Source organism: Fictibacillus enclensis, from assembly GCF_001457035.1.
Lineage (GTDB): Bacteria > Bacillota > Bacilli > Bacillales > Fictibacillaceae > Fictibacillus_C > Fictibacillus_C enclensis.
Window position 1 is genome coordinate 313,771 of sequence record NZ_KQ758619.1, and the last position, 25,106, is coordinate 338,876.

18 protein-coding genes are annotated in these 25,106 nt (G+C 46.8%); 14 read left to right on the forward strand and 4 right to left on the reverse strand.

Going from position 1 to position 25,106, the window contains the following annotated elements:
• Nucleotides 1-185: 185 nt before the first annotated feature.
• On the forward strand, nt 186-1,484 hold the full coding sequence (locus AS030_RS16875; RefSeq protein WP_061973756.1) for a S8 family peptidase: 1,299 nt from the start codon (nt 186-188) through the stop codon (nt 1,482-1,484).
• 358 nt (nt 1,485-1,842) lie between these two features.
• Here AS030_RS16875 and AS030_RS16880 read toward each other — a convergent pair whose 3' ends face one another.
• Entirely contained in the window at nt 1,843-2,592 is a 750-nt protein-coding gene (locus AS030_RS16880) for a sulfite exporter TauE/SafE family protein (RefSeq protein ID WP_061973758.1), read from the reverse strand.
• Nucleotides 2,593-2,611: 19 nt separating this feature from the next.
• Here AS030_RS16880 and AS030_RS16885 point away from each other — a divergent pair, with 19 nt between their 5' ends.
• Together AS030_RS16885 and AS030_RS16890 are read left to right on the forward strand one after the other, a co-directional pair.
• Nucleotides 2,612-2,836, forward strand: coding sequence for a hypothetical protein (locus AS030_RS16885; protein ID WP_061973760.1), 225 nt, complete (start codon nt 2,612-2,614; stop codon nt 2,834-2,836).
• A 91-nt stretch (nt 2,837-2,927) separates the two neighbouring features.
• Nucleotides 2,928-5,606 (forward strand): S8 family peptidase, encoded by a 2,679-nt coding sequence (locus AS030_RS16890; RefSeq protein ID WP_061973762.1) that lies wholly within the window; start codon nt 2,928-2,930, stop codon nt 5,604-5,606.
• A 160-nt stretch (nt 5,607-5,766) separates the two neighbouring features.
• Here AS030_RS16890 and AS030_RS16895 read toward each other — a convergent pair whose 3' ends face one another.
• The 3 genes from AS030_RS16895 to AS030_RS16905 are packed head-to-tail and all read right to left on the reverse strand — an operon-like array spanning nt 5,767 to nt 12,209.
• Entirely contained in the window at nt 5,767-7,659 is a 1,893-nt protein-coding gene (locus AS030_RS16895; RefSeq protein ID WP_061973764.1) for a glycoside hydrolase family 84 protein, read from the reverse strand.
• A gap of 31 nt (nt 7,660-7,690) precedes the next feature.
• Nucleotides 7,691-10,198, reverse strand: a complete 2,508-nt coding sequence (locus AS030_RS16900) for a hypothetical protein (RefSeq protein WP_141687110.1) — start codon at nt 10,196-10,198, stop codon at nt 7,691-7,693.
• A 28-nt stretch (nt 10,199-10,226) separates the two neighbouring features.
• Entirely contained in the window at nt 10,227-12,209 is a 1,983-nt protein-coding gene (locus AS030_RS16905) for an NHL repeat-containing protein (RefSeq protein WP_061973768.1), read from the reverse strand.
• A 391-nt stretch (nt 12,210-12,600) separates the two neighbouring features.
• On the opposite strand from AS030_RS16905, the gene AS030_RS16910 reads away from it, so the two are divergent.
• From AS030_RS16910 to AS030_RS16965, 11 genes are all read left to right on the forward strand, one after another.
• Nucleotides 12,601-13,866: a sugar ABC transporter substrate-binding protein gene (locus AS030_RS16910; protein ID WP_061973770.1), complete on the forward strand. Its 1,266-nt coding sequence runs from the start codon at nt 12,601-12,603 to the stop codon at nt 13,864-13,866.
• Between the two features lie 128 nt (nt 13,867-13,994).
• On the forward strand, nt 13,995-14,873 hold the full coding sequence (locus AS030_RS16915) for a carbohydrate ABC transporter permease (RefSeq protein WP_240482397.1): 879 nt from the start codon (nt 13,995-13,997) through the stop codon (nt 14,871-14,873).
• 13 nt (nt 14,874-14,886) lie between these two features.
• Complete coding sequence (locus AS030_RS16920) at nt 14,887-15,699, forward strand: carbohydrate ABC transporter permease (RefSeq protein WP_061973774.1); 813 nt, start codon at nt 14,887-14,889, stop codon at nt 15,697-15,699.
• Nucleotides 15,700-15,726: 27 nt separating this feature from the next.
• Nucleotides 15,727-17,148: an extracellular solute-binding protein gene (locus AS030_RS16925; RefSeq protein WP_061973776.1), complete on the forward strand. Its 1,422-nt coding sequence runs from the start codon at nt 15,727-15,729 to the stop codon at nt 17,146-17,148.
• Nucleotides 17,145-18,146, forward strand: coding sequence for a zinc-dependent alcohol dehydrogenase (locus tag AS030_RS16930; protein ID WP_061973778.1), 1,002 nt, complete (start codon nt 17,145-17,147; stop codon nt 18,144-18,146). Before AS030_RS16925 ends, AS030_RS16930 begins: the two co-directional genes overlap by 4 nt.
• A 19-nt stretch (nt 18,147-18,165) precedes the next feature.
• A complete protein-coding gene (locus AS030_RS16935) occupies nt 18,166-19,497 on the forward strand; it encodes a hypothetical protein (protein WP_061973780.1) in 1,332 nt (443 codons plus the stop codon).
• A 19-nt stretch (nt 19,498-19,516) separates the two neighbouring features.
• Nucleotides 19,517-20,317, forward strand: a complete 801-nt coding sequence (locus tag AS030_RS16940) for an endonuclease/exonuclease/phosphatase family protein (protein ID WP_061973782.1) — start codon at nt 19,517-19,519, stop codon at nt 20,315-20,317.
• A gap of 138 nt (nt 20,318-20,455) precedes the next feature.
• On the forward strand, nt 20,456-21,859 hold the full coding sequence (locus AS030_RS16945) for an MDR family MFS transporter (RefSeq protein ID WP_061973784.1): 1,404 nt from the start codon (nt 20,456-20,458) through the stop codon (nt 21,857-21,859).
• A gap of 257 nt (nt 21,860-22,116) precedes the next feature.
• Nucleotides 22,117-22,878, forward strand: coding sequence for an alpha/beta hydrolase (locus AS030_RS16955; protein ID WP_141687112.1), 762 nt, complete (start codon nt 22,117-22,119; stop codon nt 22,876-22,878).
• A 152-nt stretch (nt 22,879-23,030) separates the two neighbouring features.
• Nucleotides 23,031-24,047, forward strand: a complete 1,017-nt coding sequence (locus tag AS030_RS16960) for an NAD-dependent epimerase/dehydratase family protein (protein WP_061973790.1) — start codon at nt 23,031-23,033, stop codon at nt 24,045-24,047.
• A gap of 1 nt (nt 24,048) precedes the next feature.
• Nucleotides 24,049-25,095 carry a dihydrodipicolinate synthase family protein gene (locus tag AS030_RS16965; RefSeq protein ID WP_061973792.1) on the forward strand — a complete coding sequence of 349 codons (1,047 nt, stop codon included), beginning with the start codon at nt 24,049-24,051 and terminating at the stop codon, nt 25,093-25,095.
• Nucleotides 25,096-25,106: the final 11 nt, after the last annotated feature.

Here is a 25,106-nt window from a genome sequence, read left to right on the forward strand (position 1 = left end):
TCTCCAAGGAGGCCAGTTTTTTGGCTCTCCAAGGAGGCCAGTTTTTTGGCTCTCCAAGGAGGGCTGTTTTTTTATGGGCAAATCTATCATTTTTATGGAATCTAGCAAACCATAGGACAAACACCGCTGCGCATTCCTGCTATTTTCATAGATTAATACAACTCTAATAAAAAGGGGGAATCTCGGTGTTTGGATTTTCAATGATAAAACTAGTGCGCCAGCATGCCGATAAGCTGGACCTTCATATGCGTTCTAAACTAGTGAATTTGTATCGGCCGATGCGCAAGGTACCTTGTTTTCTTCACAGCAGCATAGAAAAATGGCTGAAAAAACGCAATAAGATGAAGGTGTTGATTGAATTTCATGAAGAGGAAGCGAATGTGCTTGGGGCGACTCAGGTTCATGAGCTCATAGCGTCACACCGCAAGTGCAAGGTTCATCACCAGTTTGGCAGTATTCCGTTTTGCTCTGCAACCCTAACCGCCAATGCGGTAGAAGATCTGTTAACCAATTGCACTCATATCAAAAAAATACATTACGACCGTGAAGTAAAAGCATTGCTGGATAAAGCTTCACCGTCGATTCATGCTGATGTGCTGAATCAATCAGGGGTGACAGGAAAGGATATTACGATTGCCATCGTTGATACTGGAATTTATCCGCACTCAGACATAAAAGACCGCATTATCGGATTTCAGGATTTCGTCAACCAGAAAAGTCAAGCCTATGATGACAACGGACATGGCACCCACTGCGCAGGCGATGCAGCGGGTAACGGCTACTTGTCAGACGGCAAGTACAGAGGGCCTGCGCCTGAAGCCAATCTTGTAGGCGTAAAAGTGCTCAACAAAATGGGATCCGGTTCTTTATCCACTGTGATTGCAGGTGTGCAGTGGTGTATTGATAACAAGGAAGAATACAACATTAAAGTGATTTCCATGTCACTTGGCAGCAGGGCTACCCAGCCAGCGGCAGATGACCCGGTTGTAAAAGCGGTGGAAAAAGCCTGGCAAGAAAGAATTGTGGTTTGCGTGGCGGCCGGAAATGAAGGACCGGATGACAATACGGTTTCAAGTCCGGGAATCAGTTCGAAGATCATAACAGTAGGAGCGATTGATGATCAAAATACGTTAGATCGCAGCGACGACAAGATCGCTAGCTTCTCCAGCCGCGGACCGACCATTGATGGTATTACCAAGCCTGACATTCTAACACCTGGCGTTAACATTGTATCCTTGCGTTCTCCTGGCTCGTATTTGGACAAGGTATCCAAGGACAGCCGTGTAGCGAACGATTACTTTTCGCTTTCCGGAACGTCCATGGCCACTCCAATTTGTGCAGGTGTAGCCGCCCTGGTGCTTGAGCAAAATCCGGATTTTACGCCTGATCAAGTGAAAGAAAAGTTAATCAGTGCCGCAGAAGACTGGGGACTGCCAGCCAACTCACAAGGACACGGCTACCTCAATGTCAGCAAGTTGATATAAAAAAAACGGGCTGTCCAAGAAGTCTGGAAGCCGTTGATTTTCGTTCCAGGCCGCTCGCTTTTACCAACGCGAGCGCATACTTTCGTGGGGCGTGCGGTGAGCCTTACCGGCGTTCACGCCTACCTTTTGGCGCAAGCACCTGCGGTACCGGTGCTAGCACCTCCTTAGTCTCACCTGTCACGCTAGTCCCACAGGACAAGGAAGGCTTCGCCAGCGATACATCGCACGAAGAAAATGCGGTGTTCATTTTCGAGGATCTCGCGCCTTCCACTACAATCAACTTTCATGGAAGTTTTTTACGCAACAAGGAGCTGCCTGAAGGTCAATTTTTGACTTTCAGGACAGCTCCTTTTTATTGCTATTCAAATAAAATCAGCAAGGCGGCAACAACAGGGGTTGCCACCATAGCGGTCTTCAATAAAGGTTTCGGAGCGAACTTTGTCAGCTTTGCCCCAAGATACGCACCGATCATTGTGCCGGCAAGCACCTGCAGGAGCAGCATATAGTCAAGATAGCCTTGCATCACATAGCCGAAGCCGCCTCCAACCGCAATGGGGAGGATAACCAGCATGGTCGTCCCGATCGATTGCCGGATGGAAAGGCCGAAAATGAGCAGCAGTCCGATCTGAATGAATGGTGCAGAGCCGATGCCGAACGCACCTGACAACAGTCCGGTGGTCATCCCAAGGATCAACGCCTTCATGAGGAGTGAGGGATAGCCCAGTTTCTCGTTGATGGTTTCTTCGATTCTCCCTTTTGTAATAAAGAAGCGGACGATCAGCAGTACAGCGGATAACAACAGCATTCCTGCGGTTAAATAGTGCAAATGCTCGCCGGGTATAAGAGAGGACAGCCTTGAGCCGAAATACGCTGCAATCGCGCCAAACCCGCCGGTCCAAACACCGGCACGGAGGGCGATATTGCCTTCCCTCATATGACTGTACGTTCCTGATAGCGTCGTAAAGGCCATGGCGGCAAGGGAAGTTCCCAGTGCCGTATGAATAGGTATGTGAAAAAGGACAAGGATTGAAATAATAAAACCTGCTCCGCCAACGCCGATAAATCCACAGATCAGCCCAATGACAAGCATGGTGAAGGTAATAAGCACGGTAAAAGGATTCCTTTCTTTGGCGGAATATCCGTCATTCTTGATGTTCTTTCTTTATTATACTAAAGCAAAACGACTGAAGAAATCAATGGCTGGGGTTTATTGGGTTCTTTCAACTGGAAACATTTATGTGGTCGGCATGCTGACTGGTTCTGGCAATCTTTTAGGCGGGAACTACCAGAAAAAAATGTATCGCTTTTTTAGTTTGGGACCTTCGAATGCTTTTCTGGTACTTTTTGAATAATTTACCTATTAAGCTAGGAAAATATGTTTTAATAGCGTTATGGCCAAATTCGGCCTGTTCCTTTTTACACCAAACAAGAGGAGGTAACGCAATGAACGCGAAAAAAACGGCACAATGGACAGCGCTGCTGCTCGTCTTCGCGCTGGTGGCAGGATTCTTTGCACCGGCATCCGGACAAGTGGCCAATGCCCAAGGTTCGACATCGCTTGAAAATGCAGCACCACTGACAAAAGGAAAAGACGTTGAAAATTCCTTTGATTCACCTGAACAAACACAATGGTACAAAATTACCCCGGAAAACGATGAGATCCAAAAGGACTCCCATATGGAAATCTCGCTTGCGAGTGAGGGCAGCCTCAACATTTCCGCGTATTCCAGCATTGAAAATGCGGCTAATGACCAAACATTTGATATATATCGTGGATTTACCACTCCCGATGAGCCGGTAACACTCGAAATGCCGCATGCCTGGAAGGGACCTTATTACATAAAGGTGGAATCCCTTGGTGAAGATCCCGAAACTGAGGAACCACCTGCTGCCGATGAGCAGGAAAAGGTCAATTACACGATTGGCTATAAAGGTGTAAAGCATCCGCCTGCCACTGAACAGGCAGGGGAAGAGTGTCCGGTTGAAATGAGTGCCGGCCAGAAAAAGTCTGGATCCGCGCTGCTGACCCAGCTCCGCCAGCTTCGTGATGGCTTATTGTCACAAACCGACGAAGGAAAGTCACTTTCTTCGCTATATTACAAAACAGCACCATTTCTTGTAGGAAAAATGATGCTTCACAAAGATCTTCGCGAAGATGTATACAACCACCTTGTTACGCTTAAGCCTTTATTCAATGAATTGGCCGAGAACGGAGCAGAAAGCACATATGTGTTATCCGGCAAAGACCAGACGGCCATTCAGGCGCTATACAAAATCGCCCTGGACGCAGCACCGGAAAAGTATAAAAAGGATATCGAAAAGATTGGCAAGCAGGCAGGCATTAAGGCCCTTAAAGGCAAAAAGCTTTCCGACCTGCTGGAAAAAAATAACCTTGTTCCAGAGAGCACGAAAGATGTAACCAGCAAGCTTATTGTAAAAATGAAAGATGGATACACAAGCAAATCATTGAATCAAAAACTGCAAACGTACGGCATCGAGTCCACCTCCCGTTCAGCCTTTCAATCTCAAAAGAAAATGAATGGCAACATGTATGTGGTTAAAGTGGATGGAGCAAAAGCTTCCGGCACATACAGCGCAACCTCTACAAGCGCAAAAACCTCTGCAAAGGCTGCAGCTGCTGCCCTTTCCAAACTGCCTGGCGTCGAATTTGCCGAGCCTGTGCAGCGTTACCACTCACTGGCCAATGACGTAGAGTATCCATATCAATGGTCACTAAAGAACAAAGGCGAAGATGGGGGCATCAAGGGAGCCGACGTTAACTATGAATCAATGTCCAAACTGGTGGACCCTAAAGCGAATGATACATTGATCGCTGTTGTAGATACCGGGGTGGATTACACACTCGCCGATTTGAGCAATAAAGTACGAAGCGATATTGGAAAGAACTTTGTTACTCCAGATGCAGCACCGCTGGATGATATGGGGCACGGAACACACGTCTCCGGCATTATCGCCGCACAGGCAGATAATGGATATTCAATGACCGGCATTGACCAAAAAGCGAAAATCCTTCCGGTAAAAGTGCTGGATGCTTCTGGTTCCGGTGATACCGAGCAAATCGCCATGGGCATCATGTATGCCGCGGATAAAGGCGCGAAGGTCATTAACCTCAGTCTTGGGGGAGGCTACAGCCGGGTCCTTGAATATGCGATGAAATATGCTTCCGACAAAGGGGCGGCCATCGTGGTGGCAACCGGTAATGATGGAACGTCTGCAGTGAGCTACCCGGGCTCTTCAAAATATGCGATTGGTGTAGGTGCAACCAATAAATTGGACGTTGTGGCCGACTATTCCAACTACGGATCCGGACTGGATCTTGTCGCACCGGGCTCCAATATACCAAGCCTTGTGCCAAACGGAAATGTAACACTCATGTCCGGTACATCCATGGCCACACCGCATGTTGCTGCAGTCGCAGGATTGCTGCTTTCAGAGAATCCTCGTCTCAAAGCAAAGGATGTTGAACGGATTTTAACACAGACCGCTGATGACATTGCATTCGGTGAAGTGGATAAATCAGGAGATGAATACGAAGAACCAACCAAACCGGTTCCGGGCTATGACACAGCTTCCGGACATGGCAGACTCAATGCTTTTAAAGCGCTTAGCGCCGTAGAACTAAACGCAAAAGTGGACCCGGTTCTTGATAACATGAACAAGGTATCCGGTGTCGCAAGCATTGGTTCAAAAGTAACCGTGAAAAACGGCAGCAAGACACTAGGAAAGGCAACCGTTTCAAAAACAGGAACATTCGCCGTCAACGTGCCGGTTCAAAAAGCCAACCAGGTGCTTCATGTAGAAATGGCCAAAGGCGTTGCAAATACGGCCCTGAAGGCAGTGGTCAAAAAAGCACCGGCACCTGAAATGCCGAAAGTAAGCAAAGTGACAGCGATGTCTGTAGCTGTCAAAGGAAATTCAGTTGCAGACGGAACCATCAAAGTAAAAGATAAGAAGAAAAAAGTAATTTCTACCGCCAAAGTCAGCTCAAAAGGCACGTTCTCCGCAAAAATCAAGAAACAAAAGAAAGGCACCATTCTTTACGTCACCGTAACCGACCTTGCCAAGCGTGAGAGCAAAGCCACCAAAGTGATAGTGAATTAATTAGAAAAAACCCCCTGTAGCACATGGTCCTTCCGGTGCGTACAGGGGGTTTTTCCATTTGATTAAGTCGAATAACGTCGAATCCTTATGGACTTAAACGGTTTGAAAATAAGAGCTGATTTTGAAAATAATTGAGAGTCATTGAAATTAACTCCCTCGATCAGTAAATGGTAGGTGCCGGAGAGTCCGCTTTTGTTGCTTCAGTCAATGCCTCACGGCCAAGAACCCTGTTTATGAACGAATTTAGTACGCTTAAACTCAGTTTTTGCGGAATAGAAGCCAGTTGTTCGACCAGACGTTCAAGAATGACTCTCTGAATATCCGCCTGGGAAGAATCACCCTCAATCTCCATCTGAACCAGCTGCACTGCAGCTTCTCCACCGGCACCATACAAGGACAATTTGTGTAAATAGGGCTCTGCTTCTCGAAGGAAATTCGGATTACCCAGCTGCTGGAGCTGATCTGGTACATTTTTCAGTTCAACGAACTGGTGGAGAAGCTCTTTTGCCTCCGCTGCTACAGCTCCTTTTTCCTTCTGGTCCCAAAAAGTTTCCACGAGTGGCTCCAGCCGTAGAGATAGCGGCTCTTCATGGTTATTTAATAGACTGCCATAACAGCTTTCAACAAACAGTCTCAGGGCTTTTATTTCTCTGCGGCCAGAAAACTCTAAAAGACTTTTTTGCAGCGACGCTTCGGGCTCATAACCCGAGGGATTCCACATGTACTCTGCCATGGTATACAGCGGGATTTTTGAAGCCTCCGCTTCATTCATGGGATTGGCTGTCATCCCGATGATTTCATCTTCCTTATACAATTCCACGTCTCTGCCGTAAAGCGGCGCAAGGAAAAGCCGGTTGCGGTCAAAATCATTCACGGGGTAATTGTCCCATATTAAAAGCGGATGCTGGAAGATACCATGAATAAATTGGGCATCCGTGACGCGGATGGATGGAGCGACTACCCCTATGCCGGTCCATTGTACGATAATATCCGGCTGCAGGAGCGCCGCAAATCGTTCCCGGTAAGGAGAAGTACCTTCTTCATAATATTCGGTCGGTACGGTGATTAACGGCTTTGCCTCAGGATGTGTTTTTATAAATTCATCATTAAAACGGTTGAGAAGGAAAGCCTGGGCTGCGGCAGAAGGATTATGATCTCCTCCGAATTTTTCTTTGTCCATTGGAAAGTGGAGTGCGGGATCAATATCATCCAGATAAAGAGCAAATGACCTCACGCCAATATCCCAGACTGCCTGCGCTTTATTCATGAGAGCCTGAAATTCCGTATCATCTGAAAAGGTGATGCTGTTGCCTGGTGAGATGGCAAATGTAAAAGTAATATGGTTCCTTTTTGCTGCATCAACCAGCTGCTTGATTTCCTCCATTTTGTCCTGTGGATAGGAGGTTCGCCATTTTTCACGGTGGTAGGGGTCATCTTTTGGTGCATACACATAGGCATTCAGCTTGTGCTTGCTGTAAAAGGAAAGCTGGTTCAGACGTTCTTCATGAGACCAGGGCGGGCCGTAAAATCCCTCGATCACACCCCGGACAGGCATGGACGGCCAATCATACACAACTGCCGAAGGGATCCATCCGAGAGGGTCTTTCTTAATAATGAGCTGGCTGAAGGTTTGAGCGGCATAAAAGGTACCGTTCTCATCCCTTCCGGCCAAAACAATCATATGGGTGCCGGAAGCCGTTGAGCCTGCTGCCAGCACATATCCTTCAGCATTCAAACCTTCAGGAGGTGCAGCTCCAAGAAGTTCTATCGCATCAGAAACGGCCTGGTTTGACGGGAATTCCCCCATATAAATCATGACTGGCATGGCTGTGGCCGCTATGCCTTCTTCCGGTGGCGTGCTTCTGATTTCCACTTCCTTTACCCCTGCATGATAGAGTGCAGTTTCGACGTGCAGCAATGCCGCAGGGGGAGTGTCCACACCGGTTACAAGCCATACGATAGGTGAAAGGGCAAAGCCGTCTTCGTGAATTTTTACGACTTGTGGGACAGGGGATAAAAGGCTGCTTTCGTTTTCCGGTATTCGACTGATCATAGTTAACCCACTCCTTTTGCTATTATGGGCATTATTCTTCCAGCGTTAATTTAGAAAGCTTGATGTCGTCATAATAAGATGTAGTCATCGCATAAGCGGTTGTATACGCCAGCACCTTGGCGGTGGCTGCTTTTTCTGGAGCTTTTGCGGTCACCGCTACTTTTTGCCATTGGTTGTAGCCGGATTCAGTATGAACAGGTGTGGAGGAAACTTCTTTTCCATCTTTGTCATAGTACCGCAGCATAAAGCTTGAAAGGCCTTCTCTTAAATAAAGCTGAGTCTGTGCTTTGAGGACCTGGCCAGGCTTGACCTTTACCGGATGGCTCATCAGCGCTACGGACTTTTTGCGGGAAGCATCAACAAGCTTTAAGCTGTTTCTTCCCTTTTTATGCTTTTCATTGGTTAAATTGAACTGAACCTCGCTGTCAGTGGCAAACAGGGAAGCCCATCCTGGCACACGGTCATCCACCATGGGGATTTCAAATCCGTTGTTTGTCAGATGAACAGATTTTACTTTTGCAATATGATCGACCTCAATTTTATACAGTAAGGTGCGGTTGGAAGCCAAGGAGTAATAAATATCTCCATCATCGCCGATGGAAAATGAATAAGCGTTTGTGATCTTTTGGCTGTCTAAGGTGTCGGGATCGATGGCTGTCAAATTGCCGCCCGTAAAATTGGCAAACAGCAGGCCGCCGGACCATTTTAAATCGATGGATCCCCATGCATCCTCAGGGAGTACGCCATCAGGATAAACCTTCTTGCTTTTAACAACGTTAAGTGTTTCTGGGTCCAGGGCGAAGATGGCATTTTTTACAGCTCCCCATAACAGTCCGTCTGGTCCAATGGAAAGCTCTCCGATCAGATGGGGTTTTTCAATTCCTTCGATGTTCAATGATATTTCTTTGATTTTCTTTTCATTTTTTACGTCCCATACAAAGACCTTTGCTTCTTCAGCTGTAGGATCAGCTCCAAGGCCCCCTGTAATCGAGGTCGAGCCGTAGACCAGCCCATCTTTATAGGCGAGGCCAACAACGCTTTGGTCCTGAACAACATTCCGGAACACCTTATATTTCACGCCTTCCGCCTCCGGGTCATAAACGGTCAGTGCACCGCCAAGTTCCCCGTAAAACGGTATACTGCCGATAAAGGCTTTCCCTCCGCCTGTGGAGATCATTTTAATCCGGTTCTGCGATTCTCCGAGTACAAACAGCTTTTCAGGATTGTCGTTGGATGGCGGGAGAGCCGGATCATAGGCGCGGATGTCACCTGACGGATAAACACCCATGAGCATTTTATTCCCAAGCGGTGCCATACTGTCCCCCTGTCCAAGATTAAAAGGAGTTACCTCTCCAGTCACCGGGTTGTACTGTGCGCCTTTTGATGTCTGCATGCCGCTGATATAGAAATTGCCGTCTGGTCCTTTTTCGATCGCCTGCATGACTGTCGGAGTCGACTGAACTAGAGAAGGAAGACGTGTCACCTTTTTGGTCTCGAGATTAATAATGGTGACATACCCGCTGAAGTTGATGGTTACCAGGCTTTTCCCTGGGAGCTCAGGCGTATGGAATTCCACCCAATCCACTCCTCGGAACCCACTTTCGTACTCGATGCCTGTGTCTTCAATTTTTAAGGTGCCGAGATCAACTGTCCTCAATTTATTGTCCGTGGTCATAAAGTAGACTTTATTGTTGAGCGATTGTTCTTCTACATGCAAGCCGCGAACATTCGGAATGGTGACATCGAGCCATTTCTTTTCCTGTGTGTCATAAATAAAACCGTTGCTGGAAAGCTCATAGCGGGCGAACAGGTAGCGGTCATCCACCTTTTCCAGGTCATAGATATGGCCGGGTTCCCCGATGGACTTGGAGATGTCCTCCTTTTCGCCAGTTTTCATGTTGTAGCGGACGATTTGCCCATGCCCGGTTCCGGAATAAATGTTATCACCGATCACCGCAAGTGAACGGATATATTCCTGGGATACAGCTCCAATCATCCGTCCGTAATCCGTTACCTTTTTGGTTTCCGGATCATATTTAAACACTTTACCGCTTGGGTAGGTTCCAACAAATACTTTTCCTTCTTCATTGGAGGTAATGGAGAAAGCAAACGATTCGCCGGGAAACTTGTAAACCAATTCTGCCTTTTTGGTGACAGGAGAGTATCTCCATAATTTCGCTCCGCCGCCCTCGGTGGCAACGTAGAGGTCACCGTTCGGGACGACTTCGTGAGCCCATGAGTTTTCTGAATCCTCAAGGTCAATGACCCGCTTTAGCTTGTAGTCTTCAATATCAAGCACGTTTAATTTGGCGGGAAAGCCTTTGGTTGTCGTATACATGACACGATGCCCGTCTTCTGTTCCGACAGCACCGTTAAAAATGGAAATGGCCTGGTTCAGAGGGGCAGTCAGTTTCTGAGGTTCGCCAAAATAGGTCCTCGCTAATTTACTCGTACCTTTGGCGGAGGCATGTTGGCTGAATCCAAGACCTACACCAAACAGAATCGCAAGAAATAAACAGAGTGAAATCCACCTTTTCAACAAAAATCTCCTCCTTTTTTACATCCTCTTACCGGCTGTACCGGTATAAATCCGTTCCTCTTGAAAAATAAAAGTTCCCACTCAGATCCTTCGCATAAAGAGAAGCATCCTCATCAAGAATTTCAGTTTCCCATGTCTCGGGATTGAACTTGAACAGCTTGCCAAGCGTCGTTCCGTAAAAGTTTCCATCGGAATCATAATCGAGGAATACACCTCTCCAATAGTGGCCGATGCTGCTCCAGCTGAACGGAAAGAGTTCCTTGGACCCGATCACCTGCCTGGTGGCAGGATCAAATTTGAAAATTTTGCCGGGGCTCATGCCCCACAGGTAACCGTTCTTGTCGAATGAGAGGGCGCCAATGGCTTTTTCACCAGGAAGCGGTGAGATTTCAAACAGTTTTTTATTGGCAGCAGGATCATAGGCAAACAGTTTGCCTTCCGATTCTGTAGGTGTTGATCCAAGTCCGCCAAATACACTCGTTCCTCCATAAACAATACCGCCGTTATAAGAGAGGGAAATAATGCTTTGATTGCTGACAATGTTGGGGTGAACATCATAGCTTTCAGTTTCCTCATTAAGAACCGTCAGTGCCCCTCCAAGTTTTCCGTAGTCAGGAACCGTGCCGATAAATAGGTTTCGGTCTCCCTTTGCCCAGCCAAATGGCCGGTCTTGGCTCTCACTTTTTAGCGAGAACAGTGCCCGTGGGTTAGTAGCCTTCGGAACATTTACAGGATCATGGTCATACGGTTTTTCAGGATCATACTTATAGATCACTCCGCCTGTATACACTCCCAAATAAAGAAACCGGTCCGTTGACAGCATGTTTTCCGCCTGCCCGAAACCTCTGAATCTCGTAAACTCGTGGTCTTCAGGAGAATACTTGGTAAATCCTCCGGTCGGGTAACCGCTCGTGTAAATGTTTCCGTCAGGCCCTCTGCCAATCGACTGAATTTCAACCGGCTGTCCTTCAATGTCAGCTTCAATGCTCTTTGATTGTCCTGTCTTTGGATTGTATATCCAGAAGCTGCCGTTATACCGCATACTGAGCAGGCTTTTTCCTTTAAGTCCTGCCCCGGGCAGCTTCATCCATCCGAATCCTTTATTGCTCCAGCTCTCTTTGTATCCGGTCGGCGTGAGCTCCTTGTCACTTAATCTGTACGAATAGAGTTCATCTCCAATATTGAAATAGACAAGGCCTTTGGCGTCTGGCGGGGACACACGAGAGCCTTTCACATTTTCAATTTCATCCACCCATTTCTTCTTCGTCAAATCGTAGACAAGCATTGTGTTGGACGGGGTAACCCGGGCAAAAAGGAAACCGCGATAGGCGTCAAGATCATATAGATCCTGCTCGCTGGCAAATTTTTCGGGAAGCGGTATGTTGTTCTTCTTTCCGGTTTCTGGCATGATTTCGATCAACTGCGCTTTTTTTACACCTGTCCCGGCATATACATGTCTTTGGGCTACAGCGACACTTCGTGTGTAGCCCTGGTCTTGGGCCACTTGCCCGAAGTCTGTAAATGACTTCTTTTCTGGGTCATACATGAACACTTTTCCGTTTGGATAGGTGCCGCCGAAAATGCGTCCCAAATGGTCACTCTGCAGCCTCCAAAGCGCTGTTTCACTCTCAACGGGTTTTCCAAGGTTGGTTACGGTATCTGTTTTGGGGTCGTACCGGTATAAAAAAGAACCTCCCGCAATGTAGACAAGTCCATTTGGATCAACAACCATTCCCCAGGCTGAAGCTGCACCATTCAATGGATGACTGGCTATTTTTTTACCATCGACAGGATTAATAATGTTCAGCATCGTCGGGGTCCCGCTGGCCGCTGCATAGATGACCTGGTTTCCATCTGGTCCTTTTCCATAAGCACTTGAATGAATGCCGATGTTAAAGTGAGCCGTTCCAAGTCTTTCTGTGTGACCGGCAGTATGTGCTTGGATTGAAAATGGAAAAAGGCACGTGGCAAGTAAACAGCAGAGCAGCAGGTTCATATACCACTTTTTCACATGCAAAAACCTCCTCTTAAGGATTAAACACAGCAGTATTTATTTGGGTCATATCTGGTTCGTTATTAATGATACAAAAATACCTCTTCTTCTCCAATGATATTTTAGAAAATTCAGTTAAATAGAAACTTACTCCGTTAATATACCAATAGATAAAGTGTCCAAGAATTCAGGCGGGGCAGGTGATAAAGGTCTTTTCACTCGGGAAACTCGGGGCTGTCTTTAATGTGACGATAAATAATAGGAGAGATTTCGTGAGGAATGGAGATGCCAATAATTGGGCAATGTCCTTAAAGTGTCCAAAAATACAGAATATATTGACACTTAAAAAGACCTCACTTATTCTGAATTTGAGTACCAGTTATGAACCAGAAAAAGGGAGGAAGTTGAAATGTTCTGGAAAAAAAGCGGGGTCATTGTTCTTTTATGTGCGTTCCTTTTACTTTTTACTGCCTGTTCCAAGGACGAGGCCGCATCGGGAGGAAGCACGGACAAGAAACAATCAGCAACATTAACGGTATGGATTCATCCGTACGTGAGTGATGAACTGAAGAGCAGGCAAAACGAAGTATTCAAAGAGATGGGTGAACGGTTCAAGAAAGAGTATCCGAATGTAAAAGTAAAGTTTGAAGAAATTCCATGGGCGAACCGGGAACAAAAAATCCTGACCGCACTCGCTGCGAAACAGGGCCCTGATGTCTTTTACCTCATTCCGGACATGATGGCACAGTTTGCAGACAAAGGCGTGCTCGCACCAATCGATGATCTGCTTGGCGACTATGGCAAGGACGATTTTGACAAAACGTCATTGGAAGCGGTTACGTACAAAGATAAAATGTATGGTCTTCCCTTATTAAAAGAGGTGCAAACCTACTTCTACAATACAAAGATCCTGAAAGAGCTTGGCGGGGATCCAAATCATTTGCCGCAAACATGGGATGAATTCAATGCTTTGGCTGAAAAGGCTGTGAAAAAAGGATATTATGCACGAAACTATGAAGGCGGAAATACGCCAAATGCCACGCTTTATCCTTATGTCTGGCAGGCTGGCGGTCAGGTCATTACCGATGATGGAAAAATCGCCATCAACAAATCGGATGCCGTCAAAGGATTTGAACTGGTCAATAACTGGTATAAAAACAAGATGATCCCGAAAGATTCCATTAATACCATCGACCACCTTCCACTGTTTTTGGAAGGAAAGTCTCTAGCGTACTGGGGAACCGGAGCTTCTCTTGCTACGATGAAAGAAAAAGGATTTAAAGACTATGCGATTGGTTCACCGCTTAAGAATAAAGAGATAGCAACCTTTGGAACAACCGGAATGTTCGTTGTTTCCGGCAACTCTGAAAATAAAAAACTGGCTGCACAGCTCGTCAAATCGATGACAAGCACGGAAAGCCTGAAAGCATTCAACAAGCTGACCAAATATGTACCACCAAGAAAATCAGCAGCATCCATTTACAATGAAGACAAGGACATGAAAATATTAACGGAATATGCAAAGTACGCGAAGCCCGGCGTAATTCACCCTGTTTCCCGTTCGGTCATGCCGCAAATACAGGCGAAGCTTCAGGAAATGATGCAAGGAAAGAAGACACCGCAACAGGCGGCAGATAGCGCTGCCAAGGCGATACAGGAAGAGATGAATAAATAGTGCAGGGAAGGGGAGGCATCTCTCCCCTCCTTGCTTAAACGGGAGGTGAGTTTATGGGAAATTCCAACTTGTCAGTAAGCGGTACTGCTCCTCATCCAGCGGCCCGGCCAGCGACGCGTGCTTTTAAAATGAAAAAGCATTGGAACAAATACGCGATGATTTATATCTTTTTAGTTCCCATCCTTGTTCATTTTAGTATCTTCCATCTGTTTCCGATCCTTTTCAGTTTGTACATCACTTTTACGGACTGGCCGATCATCGGTGATCCGAAATTTATCGGTTTGAAGAACTGGATCAACTTTTTCTCTGATCAGCTGGCGTGGAAAGCCATCTGGAACACGATTCTCTTTTCACTTTATTATATTGTCCCGACTATGGCGCTTGGATTGTGTTTGGCATTGTTGATCAATACCGGGAAAAGGGGAACCGGATTTTTTAAAGGAATCTACTTTTTGCCTGTGGTGACATCCTTTGTGGTGATCTCCGGTATTTGGGCGTGGCTGTTCAAAGGAACCGATAGCGGGTTTGTCAATTCATTCCTTGGCTTATTCGGTATCGAGCCCCAGTTGTTTTTGTCCGATTCGATACAGGCGATGATGGTACTTGCCGGTTTGAGTGTGTTTAAAGTGTGCGGCAGTACAATGATTTATTATTACGCGGGACTGCAATCGGTCCCTGATGAATTTTATGAGGCGGCAAGGATTGATGGTGCTTCCAGATGGCATTTGTTCTGGAAAATCACGTTTCCGCTATTGATGCCTATCCATTTCTATGTCGCGATCATTACGACAATTGGTTCATTCCAAATCTTTGATTCTGCTTTTCTATTAACAAGCGGCGGGCCGAACTTCTCTACTACTACCATTGTGTATTATCTCTATCAGGAAGGATTCACTTCTTTGCGTCTGGGATATGCCAGTGTTCTGGCCTATATCTTGTTCTTTATCGTATTTGGCATCTCTTTGATCCAAAAGAAAGCATTAGGAAAAGAAGTGAACTACAAATAAAAGGAGGTGCACCATGAATAAAGTATCCCGGTGGACATATGTTCCTCTTGCCTTGCTGGGGCTATTGTTTATTATCCCCTTTCTGATTATGCTGGGCGGTTCCTTTATTCCGATGAAAGTTCCCAGCGGCAACCCTTTTTTATGGATAACAGAGGAACACGTTTCCCTCTCCAATTTTATGTACATTCTGGTCAATGCGAAGTTTACAAAATGGATCCTCAATTCCTTGATCATTACGATTATTCCGGTATTTTCTCAGATGTTTTTTGCCGCTGTGCTTGGGTATATCTTTGCGAAAAAGCAGTTTCCGGGCAAGGAATTTATCTTTTGGGTCATGATGGCAGTCATCATGCTTCCAAGCCAGCTGCTGATCATTCCAAGGTACATTATGTTCAGTGAATTTGGCTGGATCAACACATACTGGCCTCTGATTGTTCCGGAAATTTGGAGCATACTTGGTGTTTTCTTTGTGCGGCAGTACATGCAAACGTTGCCCAAAGACCTTGAGGAAGCGGCGCACATGGATGGCGCAAACGATTTTACCGTCTTCTTTAAAATTATGCTTCCCATGTCAAAGCCGGTTATCGCAACGGTTGGGACCTTTGCTTTTATCTCCAACTGGAATGACCTTTTGACCCCGCTAATTTTTACAACAAGTGAAGATATGTTTCCGGTAACCGTAGGATTGGCTTCTCTTTTGACAAAGGAAGGAAACTTCGGGGTGGAGATGGCAGGCTCTGTGCTGTCCTTTATTCCAACCTTCTTAATCTTTCTTTTCTTCCAGCGCTATTTTGTTAAAGGAATTGCGTTGTCCGGACTAAAGTAAAACTTTTCAGAGGATGGTAGACGTATTATGAGCGAAAAAACAAACCGAGAGCAATTCAAAATAAAGTTTGACCAATTTGTTGATTCCATTAAACAGCAAATCAAGGATGGGGTATGGGCAGTGGGTGATTACTTGCCGTCAGAGCTTACACTTGCCGAGCGATATGACCTGAGTAAAAACTCGGTCAGAAGAGGACTCGATCAGCTGGTGAGGGAAGGACTGATCGTAAAAAAATCAAGGGTCGGGAATATGGTAGCCGCTGCCATGCCATTTGAGCCACTGACGTTAAAGTTTGGCTATTATCCCAGCATTCAAAACGAAGCTGTGCTGAAGGAGCTGATTGCGAGGTTTGAAGAAAAATATCCATTGATCAAGGTGCAAACCATCAATCTTCCCTATAATCACTACAGCCAGACGGTCTATGATTTTTTTCAAAATGACATGGTGGACGTGGTTACGGTTAACTACAATGATTTTTTGGATTTAGAACCCTGCCACAACGAGGTGTTTGAGCCCCTGGCAGAAAATGATGAAGTATACCCCTTTCTGAATAAAGGGTTTGCTGCACAAAACACTTATGTAAGACCCTTCCTGTTTTCACCGATCATTCTTTGCTACAATGTCAAACACTTTGAAGAGGCGGGAATTGCCCTGCCGGATAGCGGGTGGCAGTGGGAAGATGCCCTGGATGCGGCGGAGAGGCTCACTGGGGGAGATGAAGAAGCGATACGCTGCGGGTTCTATTTCCATCCTCTATCCCTGAATAGATGGCCCATTTTCCTCCTTCAGAATCAGGTGGTCTTTTCATGGGGCGAACACGGTGAAATCCATTTTGATCATGCGCGTTTTATCCGCAGCATCAAGCAGTTTAAACATGTGGTGGAGCAGCAAAAAGCGGGGGTGAACTATCTGTCGGACAGCGACCAGGACACGGAAGCACTGTTTAAGGCGGGAAAGGCGTCCATGATCATGTGCTCTTATTTCAGTTTGAATCAGATGACCGATTCAGCCATTGAATATGATATTGCTCCACTTCCGTATTCTGGAGATGCGCGGACGATGCTCCTTATGATCGGGCTTGCAGTGAATAAGCAATCCATGAAGAAGGATGCCGCTAAGCTGCTGGTCGACTTCCTGGGGTCTGAGGAAAGCCAGGAAAGAATCCGCAGGAATACGTTAAGCCTTCCTGCTGCCAAAAAAACAGCCGAAAAGACGGGCGGCGAATCCGTCAGTCTTCCTTCCCGCTTTAAAATGTTCCGTGAAATTGTCCCGAGTTTCCGTTTGTACAGTGACCTGGGATTGTCCTTTAAAGAACTGAAGGAAATTCGTGATGAGCTTCGCCTTTATTTGTCTGGTCTGCTGGATGAAACGCTGCTCATAAAAAGAATAGAAACGAAGCTGTCGCGAGCTGTTCCATTAATGGCTGGTGAAAGGGGGAAAGAGCAATGAAAAGTGTAGCGGCAAAGGAAGGAAAAATAACAATGATCGAGAGCGGAATCCCTAAGGTTCAAGATCATTATCTGCTGGTGAAAACCTCATATTCCGTCATCAGTACAGGAACTGAGCTGTCAGTGATCCGTTCCAGCCAAAACCGTACCGCTTATCTCGGGTACAGTGCTGCCGGAACGATTGTGGAATGCGGCGGTGATACGCAGCCATTTACAAAAGGTCAACTGGTCGCGTGCTATGGTGTTCCTTACGTCAGACACTCCGAATATTTGCTTGTTCCCAAAACACTTTGCAGCCCAGTCCCTGACAATGTACAGGCGAAGGAGGCAGCGTTTGCGGGAGTAGGTGCTATAGCCATTCATGCTCTTCGAATGGCCACTTTGCAATTTGGTGAATCTGTTGTCATCGCAGGGCTTGGTGTGCTTGGTCAGATTATCGCACAAATTTCGCATGCAAGCGCCTATGATGTCATTCCGTATGAGGTGAATGAGAGCCGGGCCCAATTGTTCCAATCGTGCACAGGTGTTGAAGTAGCCACATCAAATGAACAATTGAACAGACGCATTGAAAAAAAGACGAACGGCCTTGGCGCTGATGCTGTCCTGCTGTGTGCGGGGGGAGGCCACTCACCGCTTACGAATGAAAGTCTGGAATGGGTGAGAGACAAGGGGAAAATTGTAATTGTCGGTGATGTTGAGCCCCATTTCAAACGAAGTCTCATGTTTGGCAAGGAAGCACAGATATTAATTTCACGGGCCGGTGGTCCTGGAAGATATGACCCGGTATATGAGAAAGCGGCAGTCGATTATCCTTATGCGTATGTCCGGTGGACAGAGGGCCGTAATATGGGGGAGTTCCTGAGGCTGCTGAGCGAAAAACGTATTCAGGTGAATGCCTATTTTCAGGAATCGGTCCTTTTCGACAATATTTCAGAAGCGTATGAGGAACTGCAGCAGGAAAACACAAGTGTACTTACTAAGGTGATTGAATATAACTGAAAACGGAGGTGAAAAAGCAATGTCAGGGCAAATCTTTATCGGGGTGATTGCACCGAGTGTTATTGCCCGGAGAATTCAAAGAGTGATCAAGGGGTTCCCGACATTCACGCTCGTATTGCAAGTCTCCGAGGATATGTCGGATGTCGTCACTCTCACCAAGGAGTTAGGAGATAAAGTGGACGTTCTGCTATTTTCAAGCTATGAGGTTTATAAGCTGGTGAAGAACCATATCGATTTTGAGGTGCCCGCGCATTATATCCCTTTAAAAGCTTCAGGGCTTTACAGCGCACTCTACCGGCTGATGAGAAAACATACTGAGGTTAAAGGGATCTCTGTAGACACATTATCCGTCCGTGATGTGAGCCTTGTCCTTTCGGAAGTTGAAGAGGAGATCGCAGTCATTCCCGTCCAAGAGGAAAGGGTGTTCCAGACCACCTCCCAAATTCTCAAAAGGCATCAGCAGTATTTTATTGAGGGGAAATCACAAGGAGCGCTGACGGGAAGTAAAGAAATCGCTGAAGATCTTGAAAGGCTGGGTGTTCCCAATCAATGGATTACGCCGACTGAGCAGGACATAATCAACGCCATGGAACGTGCATTGCTGTCATGCAAAAAGAGGCAGAATAAAGACTCGCAAATCGTAATGGGCCGGATCAGAATCGTCCCCTGCTTCGAGGAGAAATGTGAGCTGGACGGCCACCGCATCCAAAAGAAAAAATCCCACATCCGTCAATTGATCTGCGACTATTCAGCGGCACTTGAAGCTCATCTCATGAGTGTTGGAGAGGATGAGTTTTTACTCGTCACCACCAGAGGCATTTTCGAACGCGTATCCGAAGGCTATAAAAGTATTCCGCTTCTTCAGTCTTTAAAAGACGATATGGAGCTTTCTCTTTCGGTAGGCATTGGATTTGGATTATCAGCCAAGGATGCTGGGAATCACGCCTGGATTGCGCTGCGCCAGTCCATGCAATTTGGCAGTAACCAGTGCTTCATTGTCCGCGAAGATAAAAGTGTGGTCGGGCCGGTGGAGATGTCCAATCCTTTAATCTACAGCTTATCGGTGACTGATTCTATACTCCTTCTGAAGGCTGAAAAAACAGGCATGACCGCCGCTTATCTTGGTAAAATGCTTGCCCAGATTAAACGCAGTGAGCGTATTACCTACACCGCACAAGAAATTGCGGATATCCTTGGGGTCACCATAAGAAGCGCACACCGCATTCTTTTACAATGTCTGGATGCGGGGCTGATTCAAATCGTAGGGGAAGAAAAACTGGCATCCAAAGGGCGGCCAAGACAAATCTACTCCTTTCATTTTATCGAGGATTATTTGTCGGGAAAAGGGTAATGAAAGGGAGAAAGGAGTGATGAAGGTGTCGATGGCGATGATGACCTATAACATAAGGGTTGCTGGCCCGCATGATACAGGAGAACATGCCTGGAGGGAGCGGCGGTCCGTCATGAAAAAGGTGCTGGAGAAGTATTCACCGGATGTGCTATGCACCCAGGAAGGAACATATGACCAGCTTTCGGGGCTGGAGGAGGATCTGCCGGATTATCGATACATAGGCCTTGGACGGGAAGGCGGATCAAATGGTGAATTTATGGCGATTTTTTATAAGAATAGCGTGTATAGAGTGGCGGCATACGACCATTTTTGGCTGTCTGAAACACCGGAAGTGATCGGATCGGTTTCCTGGGGGAGTGCCTGTACGCGAATGGCAACTTGGGTTCTTCTTGAACACAGGGGCACCAGGGAGTCCTTTTACGTGTTGAACACCCATCTGGATCATATCTCTGAGGACGCACGCCGAAATGCCGCTCATTTGTTGCTGGAAAGAGCAGCTACCCTTTCTGAACAAGCTCCCTTGGTGCTGACTGGCGATTTTAACAGCTCTCCCGACAGTCAAACTTACGGTATATTAACAGAGAACAGTATATTTATGGACACGTGGGCCGAAGCAGAAGAAAAAAAGGGAGCCGGTCTTGGGACATTTACAGACTATACGGATGAAAGTGGTGGAGGAGAAGAAAACCGGATCGACTGGGTGCTCGTCACCAACCATTGGAGAGTGAAAAATGCCGAGATTGTGGACGGCAGAATCAATGGAAGGTTTGCAAGTGATCATCACCCATTGTTTGTGAACCTGGAACAGCAAAAGGCTTGAGCGGCTTGGGGCCGCTTAGGCTTTTTTATGTGAAAAAAATCTAATGAATTTCGAGGCACGTAATTCGCTATCCCATTTTCTTTCAGGTAATATGGGGTTTATCGGACTAATTTAGAAAGGAAATGAGGGTCAAAATAGATGGAAACTACAAGTTACAAACAGTCTACCATTGTCACACTCCTTCTTGCGGGATCGTTCATCGCGATTCTCAACCAAACGCTCATGATTACGGCGATTCCTCCGGTCATGGCGGAAATGCATATTACAGCGAACAGTGCGCAATGGCTGACTACCGTATTTATGCTCGTGAACGGAATTATGATCCCTGTCAGCGCTTTTTTATTGCAGCGTTTTACAACCAGACAGTTGTTTATTACGGCAATGAGCGTTTTTGCTTTTGGCACACTGGTGGCAGGTATGGCTCCCAATTTTGAAATGCTGCTGTTGGGAAGGGTTATCCAGTCGAGCGGAGCCGGTGTGATGCTGCCGCTCATGCAGACGGTATTTTTAATGATTTTCCCGGTCAATAAGCGCGGTGCGGCGATGGGACTGATTGGTCTCGTCATTTCGTTTGCGCCGGCAATCGGCCCTGCGTTATCCGGCTGGGTTACCTCCCATTATTCATGGCGGGTCTTATTCTTCATCATTTTGCCAATCGCACTGATCGATATCGTTGTGGCTTATTTTGCTTTGAAAAATGTGACCGAAGTGACGAAGCCGCAAGTGGATGTCCTGTCGATTGTTCTATCCTCGCTCGGCTTTGGCGGTTTGCTGTACGGATTTACAAGTGCAGGGAATAACGGCTGGTCGGCACAAATGACGATCATATCACTCGCTTTGGGGGCGCTTGCTCTCGTGTTGTTCATCACACGTCAGCTGCGAATGAATCATCCCATGCTGGAATTCAGAGTGTTTACGAAAGGGATTTTCCCTTTTACGGTAATGATTGGAGCGATCACGTTCATGGGGCTGATCGGTTCGGAAACGATCATTCCATTGTTCATGCAAAATATGAGGGGATTCTCTGCGTTTGAGGCAGGTCTTGCCCTGCTGCCGGGCGCTTTGATCTCAGGGCTGATGTCTCCGATTACGGGGAGGGTTTTTGACCGGATCGGTGCCCGCTGGCTGGCATTTACCGGCCTGGTAATCATCACCGCATCCTCTCTCGGACTGTCCTTTTTGAGTCCTTCCACTTCATTTATGTACATCACGGTGTTATACAGTGTGCGGATGTTTGGCTTATCAATGGTCATGATGCCGGCTTCCACAGCAGGACTGAATCAGCTGCCAAAACGGCTAATCCCGCATGGAGCAGCCATGGATAATACGATGCGGATGATCGCGGCTTCGGTCGGAACGGCGATCCTTGTTACCGTCATGACCACTACCCAGTCCAATGCGGCACCAGGTGTGAAGCATGCCGACATTTATGGCGCCAACATGGCCTTTATGGTCATTTCCGCGCTTTCCCTGATCGCGCTCGCTCTGACGTTCTTGATTAAGGACCGAAGCATGGCAGAAGAGCCGATTGAGGAGAGATAATCAACAAAAGCGTATGACCCACCAGGGCCGTACGCTTTTCTTATTTTCGAGAAAATTTGATAAAAAAACGAATGATAAACACGGTGAACAGAACCAGGCAGACCACGATGGAAATGGGCAAATATTGAGTGATTACATCTTCAGGACCTGTGTTGTAATACGTATATGCCTTTTTCAATTTTTTCCTAATTATACCATTTTAGCTGATTTAATAAAGCATATTTTAAAAGACCAACTCTTTCATGCTATGATAAACGGTGGATAACATAGAGCAGTCAGGAGGGGTACCCATTAGTGTATTAATCAATGAAAACCGCATGCACAGCAAACAGTTAAACCGAGATATCGAGGTGAAATGGCTGTTTTCGGACCAGCTGCAGGAAGGGGATGTGCAGCTTCTCTTCGTGCAGGACGGGTATTATTACATGAAGCTTGGAGGGCTTCAGGAAACGTTTGAAAAGTTACTGGAGGAAAAGCCAGAGCTGGCGTCCAACCTTGTGATGATTACCGTGAGTCCGGGTTCTCCATCACAGCGGCGGGAGGTTTACCATCCCAAGGGGGAGCACTTTAACGATTTCACCGAATTCTTTTATGAGGAAGTGCTTCCTGATGTACAGCAAAAGCTCAAAGCCATCAATATGAATGTGGTGAAGATGGGCTTGATGGGCGATTCTCTGGCCGGGGTTATTTCGTTATACCTTGCCATGAGAAAACCTGAACGCTGGTCACACCTTCTGTTGCAGTCTTCAGCATTTAATGAAGAAATGGCAGAGGAAGCACACCGGCAGATCGGGCAGCCGGACTGGAAAATCTATCAGGTCGTCGGTGAGCGGGAAAACAACTTCAAGTCACCGGTCACGGGAGAGATTGCCCATATCTATGACGGAAATCAGCGCATGATGGAGGTTTTTGAAGAGAAGGAGCTTTCCCTCGATTATCATGTCGAGGATGAGGAACACAGGTGGGTTTTCTGGAAGGAGGACCTTCCGAGGGCACTGTGTTTCTTTTTAAAAAGTTAAATTTCTAAGCCAGGTATCGTATGAAGCGGTGCCTGGCTTTTTTTATGAATTATGGACGGATTTATGTCGTTTTTTTACAGGATGGCGCATTATATCATGAAAGTATGGAAGGAATATTATCTCTAATTTAAAACTAAAAATGAGGTGAAACCATGAACACCATGCAGGAACTGGAAGAAGTGATGACAAAGCCGTCAGAGCGGCTGATTGAAGATATCAAGCAGATTAATGGAGATATTATGATTTTAGGAATCGGAGGGAAGATGGGGCCGTCGATGGCGAAGCTTGCCAAACGGGCCATTGACGCAGGAAATCTATCAAAGCGCTTGATCGGTGTCTCGCGCTTTTCCTCGGGAACGCTTCGAACCGAACTGGAGGAGGCGGGAATTGAAACCATCAGTGCAGATCTGTTGAGAGAAGAGGATTTGCAAAGGCTGCCTGACGCGGAGAACATGATTTACATGGCAGGCCATAAATTCGGCACAACCGGCAATGAACAGTACACGTGGGCGATGAATACGTATTTGCCCGGCCGTGTGGCGGAGCGGTTTCCCAATGCACGTCATGTGGTATTTTCCACTGGAAATGTATATCCCCTTGTTCCCTTGGCGCAGGGAGGGTGCGATGAAACACATCCGGTCCATCCTGTTGGTGAGTACGCGCAGTCCTGTCTTGGCAGAGAACGAATTTACTCCTACTTCTCCCGCAAGAATGGCACACCGGTTACGTTGTTTCGGCTGAACTATGCCATTGATATGAAATACGGAGTTCTATTGGAAATTGCCAAACAGGTGTATCAAGAAAAGCCGGTCGATGTGAGGATGGGTCATGTGAACGTGATTTGGCAGGGAGACGCTAACGAATATGCGCTTCGTTCATTGCTTCTGAGTGAAAGCCCACCTGCTGTGCTGAACATTACGGGTCCTGAAACGGTGTCCATCCGCTGGCTGGCACAGCAATTTGCAGCACGGTTCAACAAGCCGGTCACCTTTGTCGGAGAAGAGCAGCCAACAGCTCTGCTAAATAATTCTTCCAAGGCGCATCACTTATTTGGATATCCTTCTGTGTCTTTAAATACTATGATCGCCTGGACCGCCGATTGGATAAAGGGGGACGGTCAGACAATTGATAAACCAACCCATTTTCAGGAAAGGCAGGGAGCATTTTAATATGCTGGAGCCAAAGGTTATGAAGCTTTTATTGGACGGAACGGTCATTCCAGCCCATCCCTTGGCCCTGAATCGGAACCGTCAGCTTGATGAAACGAGCCAGAGGAGACTTACAAACTATTATATGGATTCCGGTGCAGGTGGAATAGCGGTTGGTGTTCATACGACCCAATTTGAAATCAGGGATCCAATGTTTAATCTCTATGAAAAAGTGCTGCGGCTTGCGGCCGAAGAAGTAGATAAAAGAGAACTGCAGCACCCGTTTATCAAAGTGGCCGGAATTTGCGGTAGCACCGAACAGGCCGAGAGAGAGGCGTTCATTGCAAGATCTATGGGCTATGATCTCGGTCTGCTTAGCCCTGGCGGACTGAATGACTTAACGGAGGCTGAGATGCTCGAGAGGACAAGTAGGGTTTCAGAGATTCTGCCGGTGTTTGGCTTTTATCTTCAGCCCTCTGTTGGAGGCCGCGTCTTCTCATACGACTTTTGGCGGGCGTTCGCCGACATTCCCAATGTACATGCGATCAAGATGGCACCGTTCAACCGATATCAGACGCTGGATGTGATCCGGGCGGTCTGCCATTCTGAGAGGCGGGATGAGATCGCTCTTTACACAGGAAACGATGATAATATCGTTCAAGACCTTCTCACTTCCTATGAAATCATTGTGGAGGGACAGACAGTCAGAAAAGAAATTGTAGGCGGCCTGCTTGGACATTGGGCGGTTTGGACGAAAAAGGCGGTCGAACTGCTCGATGAGATCAAGCAGGTGCGTAATAGTGGCAGTATTCCTGCTTCGCTGCTGCAGAAAAGCCTTGAAATTACAGATGCGAATGCCGTTTTCTTTGATGCGGCGAATGGTTTTAAAGGATGTATTGCCGGCATCAATGAAGTGCTTGCCCGCCAGGGACTCCTACAGGGCAATTGGTGTCTGCTTGAAAAAGAGCATTTAAGTCCCGGCCAGTCCGAGGAAATCGACAGGGTGTACAGAGACTATCCCCATTTAAACGATGATGACTTCGTTAAGGCTTGCATGCATTCTTCATAAGGAAAAGGAGG

Coding starts and splice junctions, on each gene's coding strand:
- AS030_RS16890 (WP_061973762.1), top strand. CDS start 2,928: ATGAACGCGAAAAAAACGGCACAATGGACAGCGCTGCTGCTCGTCTTC.
- AS030_RS16895 (WP_061973764.1), bottom strand. CDS start 7,659: ATGATCAGTCGAATACCGGAAAACGAAAGCAGCCTTTTATCCCCTGTC.
- AS030_RS16910 (WP_061973770.1), top strand. CDS start 12,601: ATGTTCTGGAAAAAAAGCGGGGTCATTGTTCTTTTATGTGCGTTCCTT.
- AS030_RS16915 (WP_240482397.1), top strand. CDS start 13,995: ATGAAAAAGCATTGGAACAAATACGCGATGATTTATATCTTTTTAGTT.
- AS030_RS16920 (WP_061973774.1), top strand. CDS start 14,887: ATGAATAAAGTATCCCGGTGGACATATGTTCCTCTTGCCTTGCTGGGG.
- AS030_RS16925 (WP_061973776.1), top strand. CDS start 15,727: ATGAGCGAAAAAACAAACCGAGAGCAATTCAAAATAAAGTTTGACCAA.
- AS030_RS16930 (WP_061973778.1), top strand. CDS start 17,145: ATGAAAAGTGTAGCGGCAAAGGAAGGAAAAATAACAATGATCGAGAGC.
- AS030_RS16935 (WP_061973780.1), top strand. CDS start 18,166: ATGTCAGGGCAAATCTTTATCGGGGTGATTGCACCGAGTGTTATTGCC.
- AS030_RS16940 (WP_061973782.1), top strand. CDS start 19,517: ATGAAGGTGTCGATGGCGATGATGACCTATAACATAAGGGTTGCTGGC.
- AS030_RS16945 (WP_061973784.1), top strand. CDS start 20,456: ATGGAAACTACAAGTTACAAACAGTCTACCATTGTCACACTCCTTCTT.
- AS030_RS16960 (WP_061973790.1), top strand. CDS start 23,031: ATGAACACCATGCAGGAACTGGAAGAAGTGATGACAAAGCCGTCAGAG.
- AS030_RS16965 (WP_061973792.1), top strand. CDS start 24,049: ATGCTGGAGCCAAAGGTTATGAAGCTTTTATTGGACGGAACGGTCATT.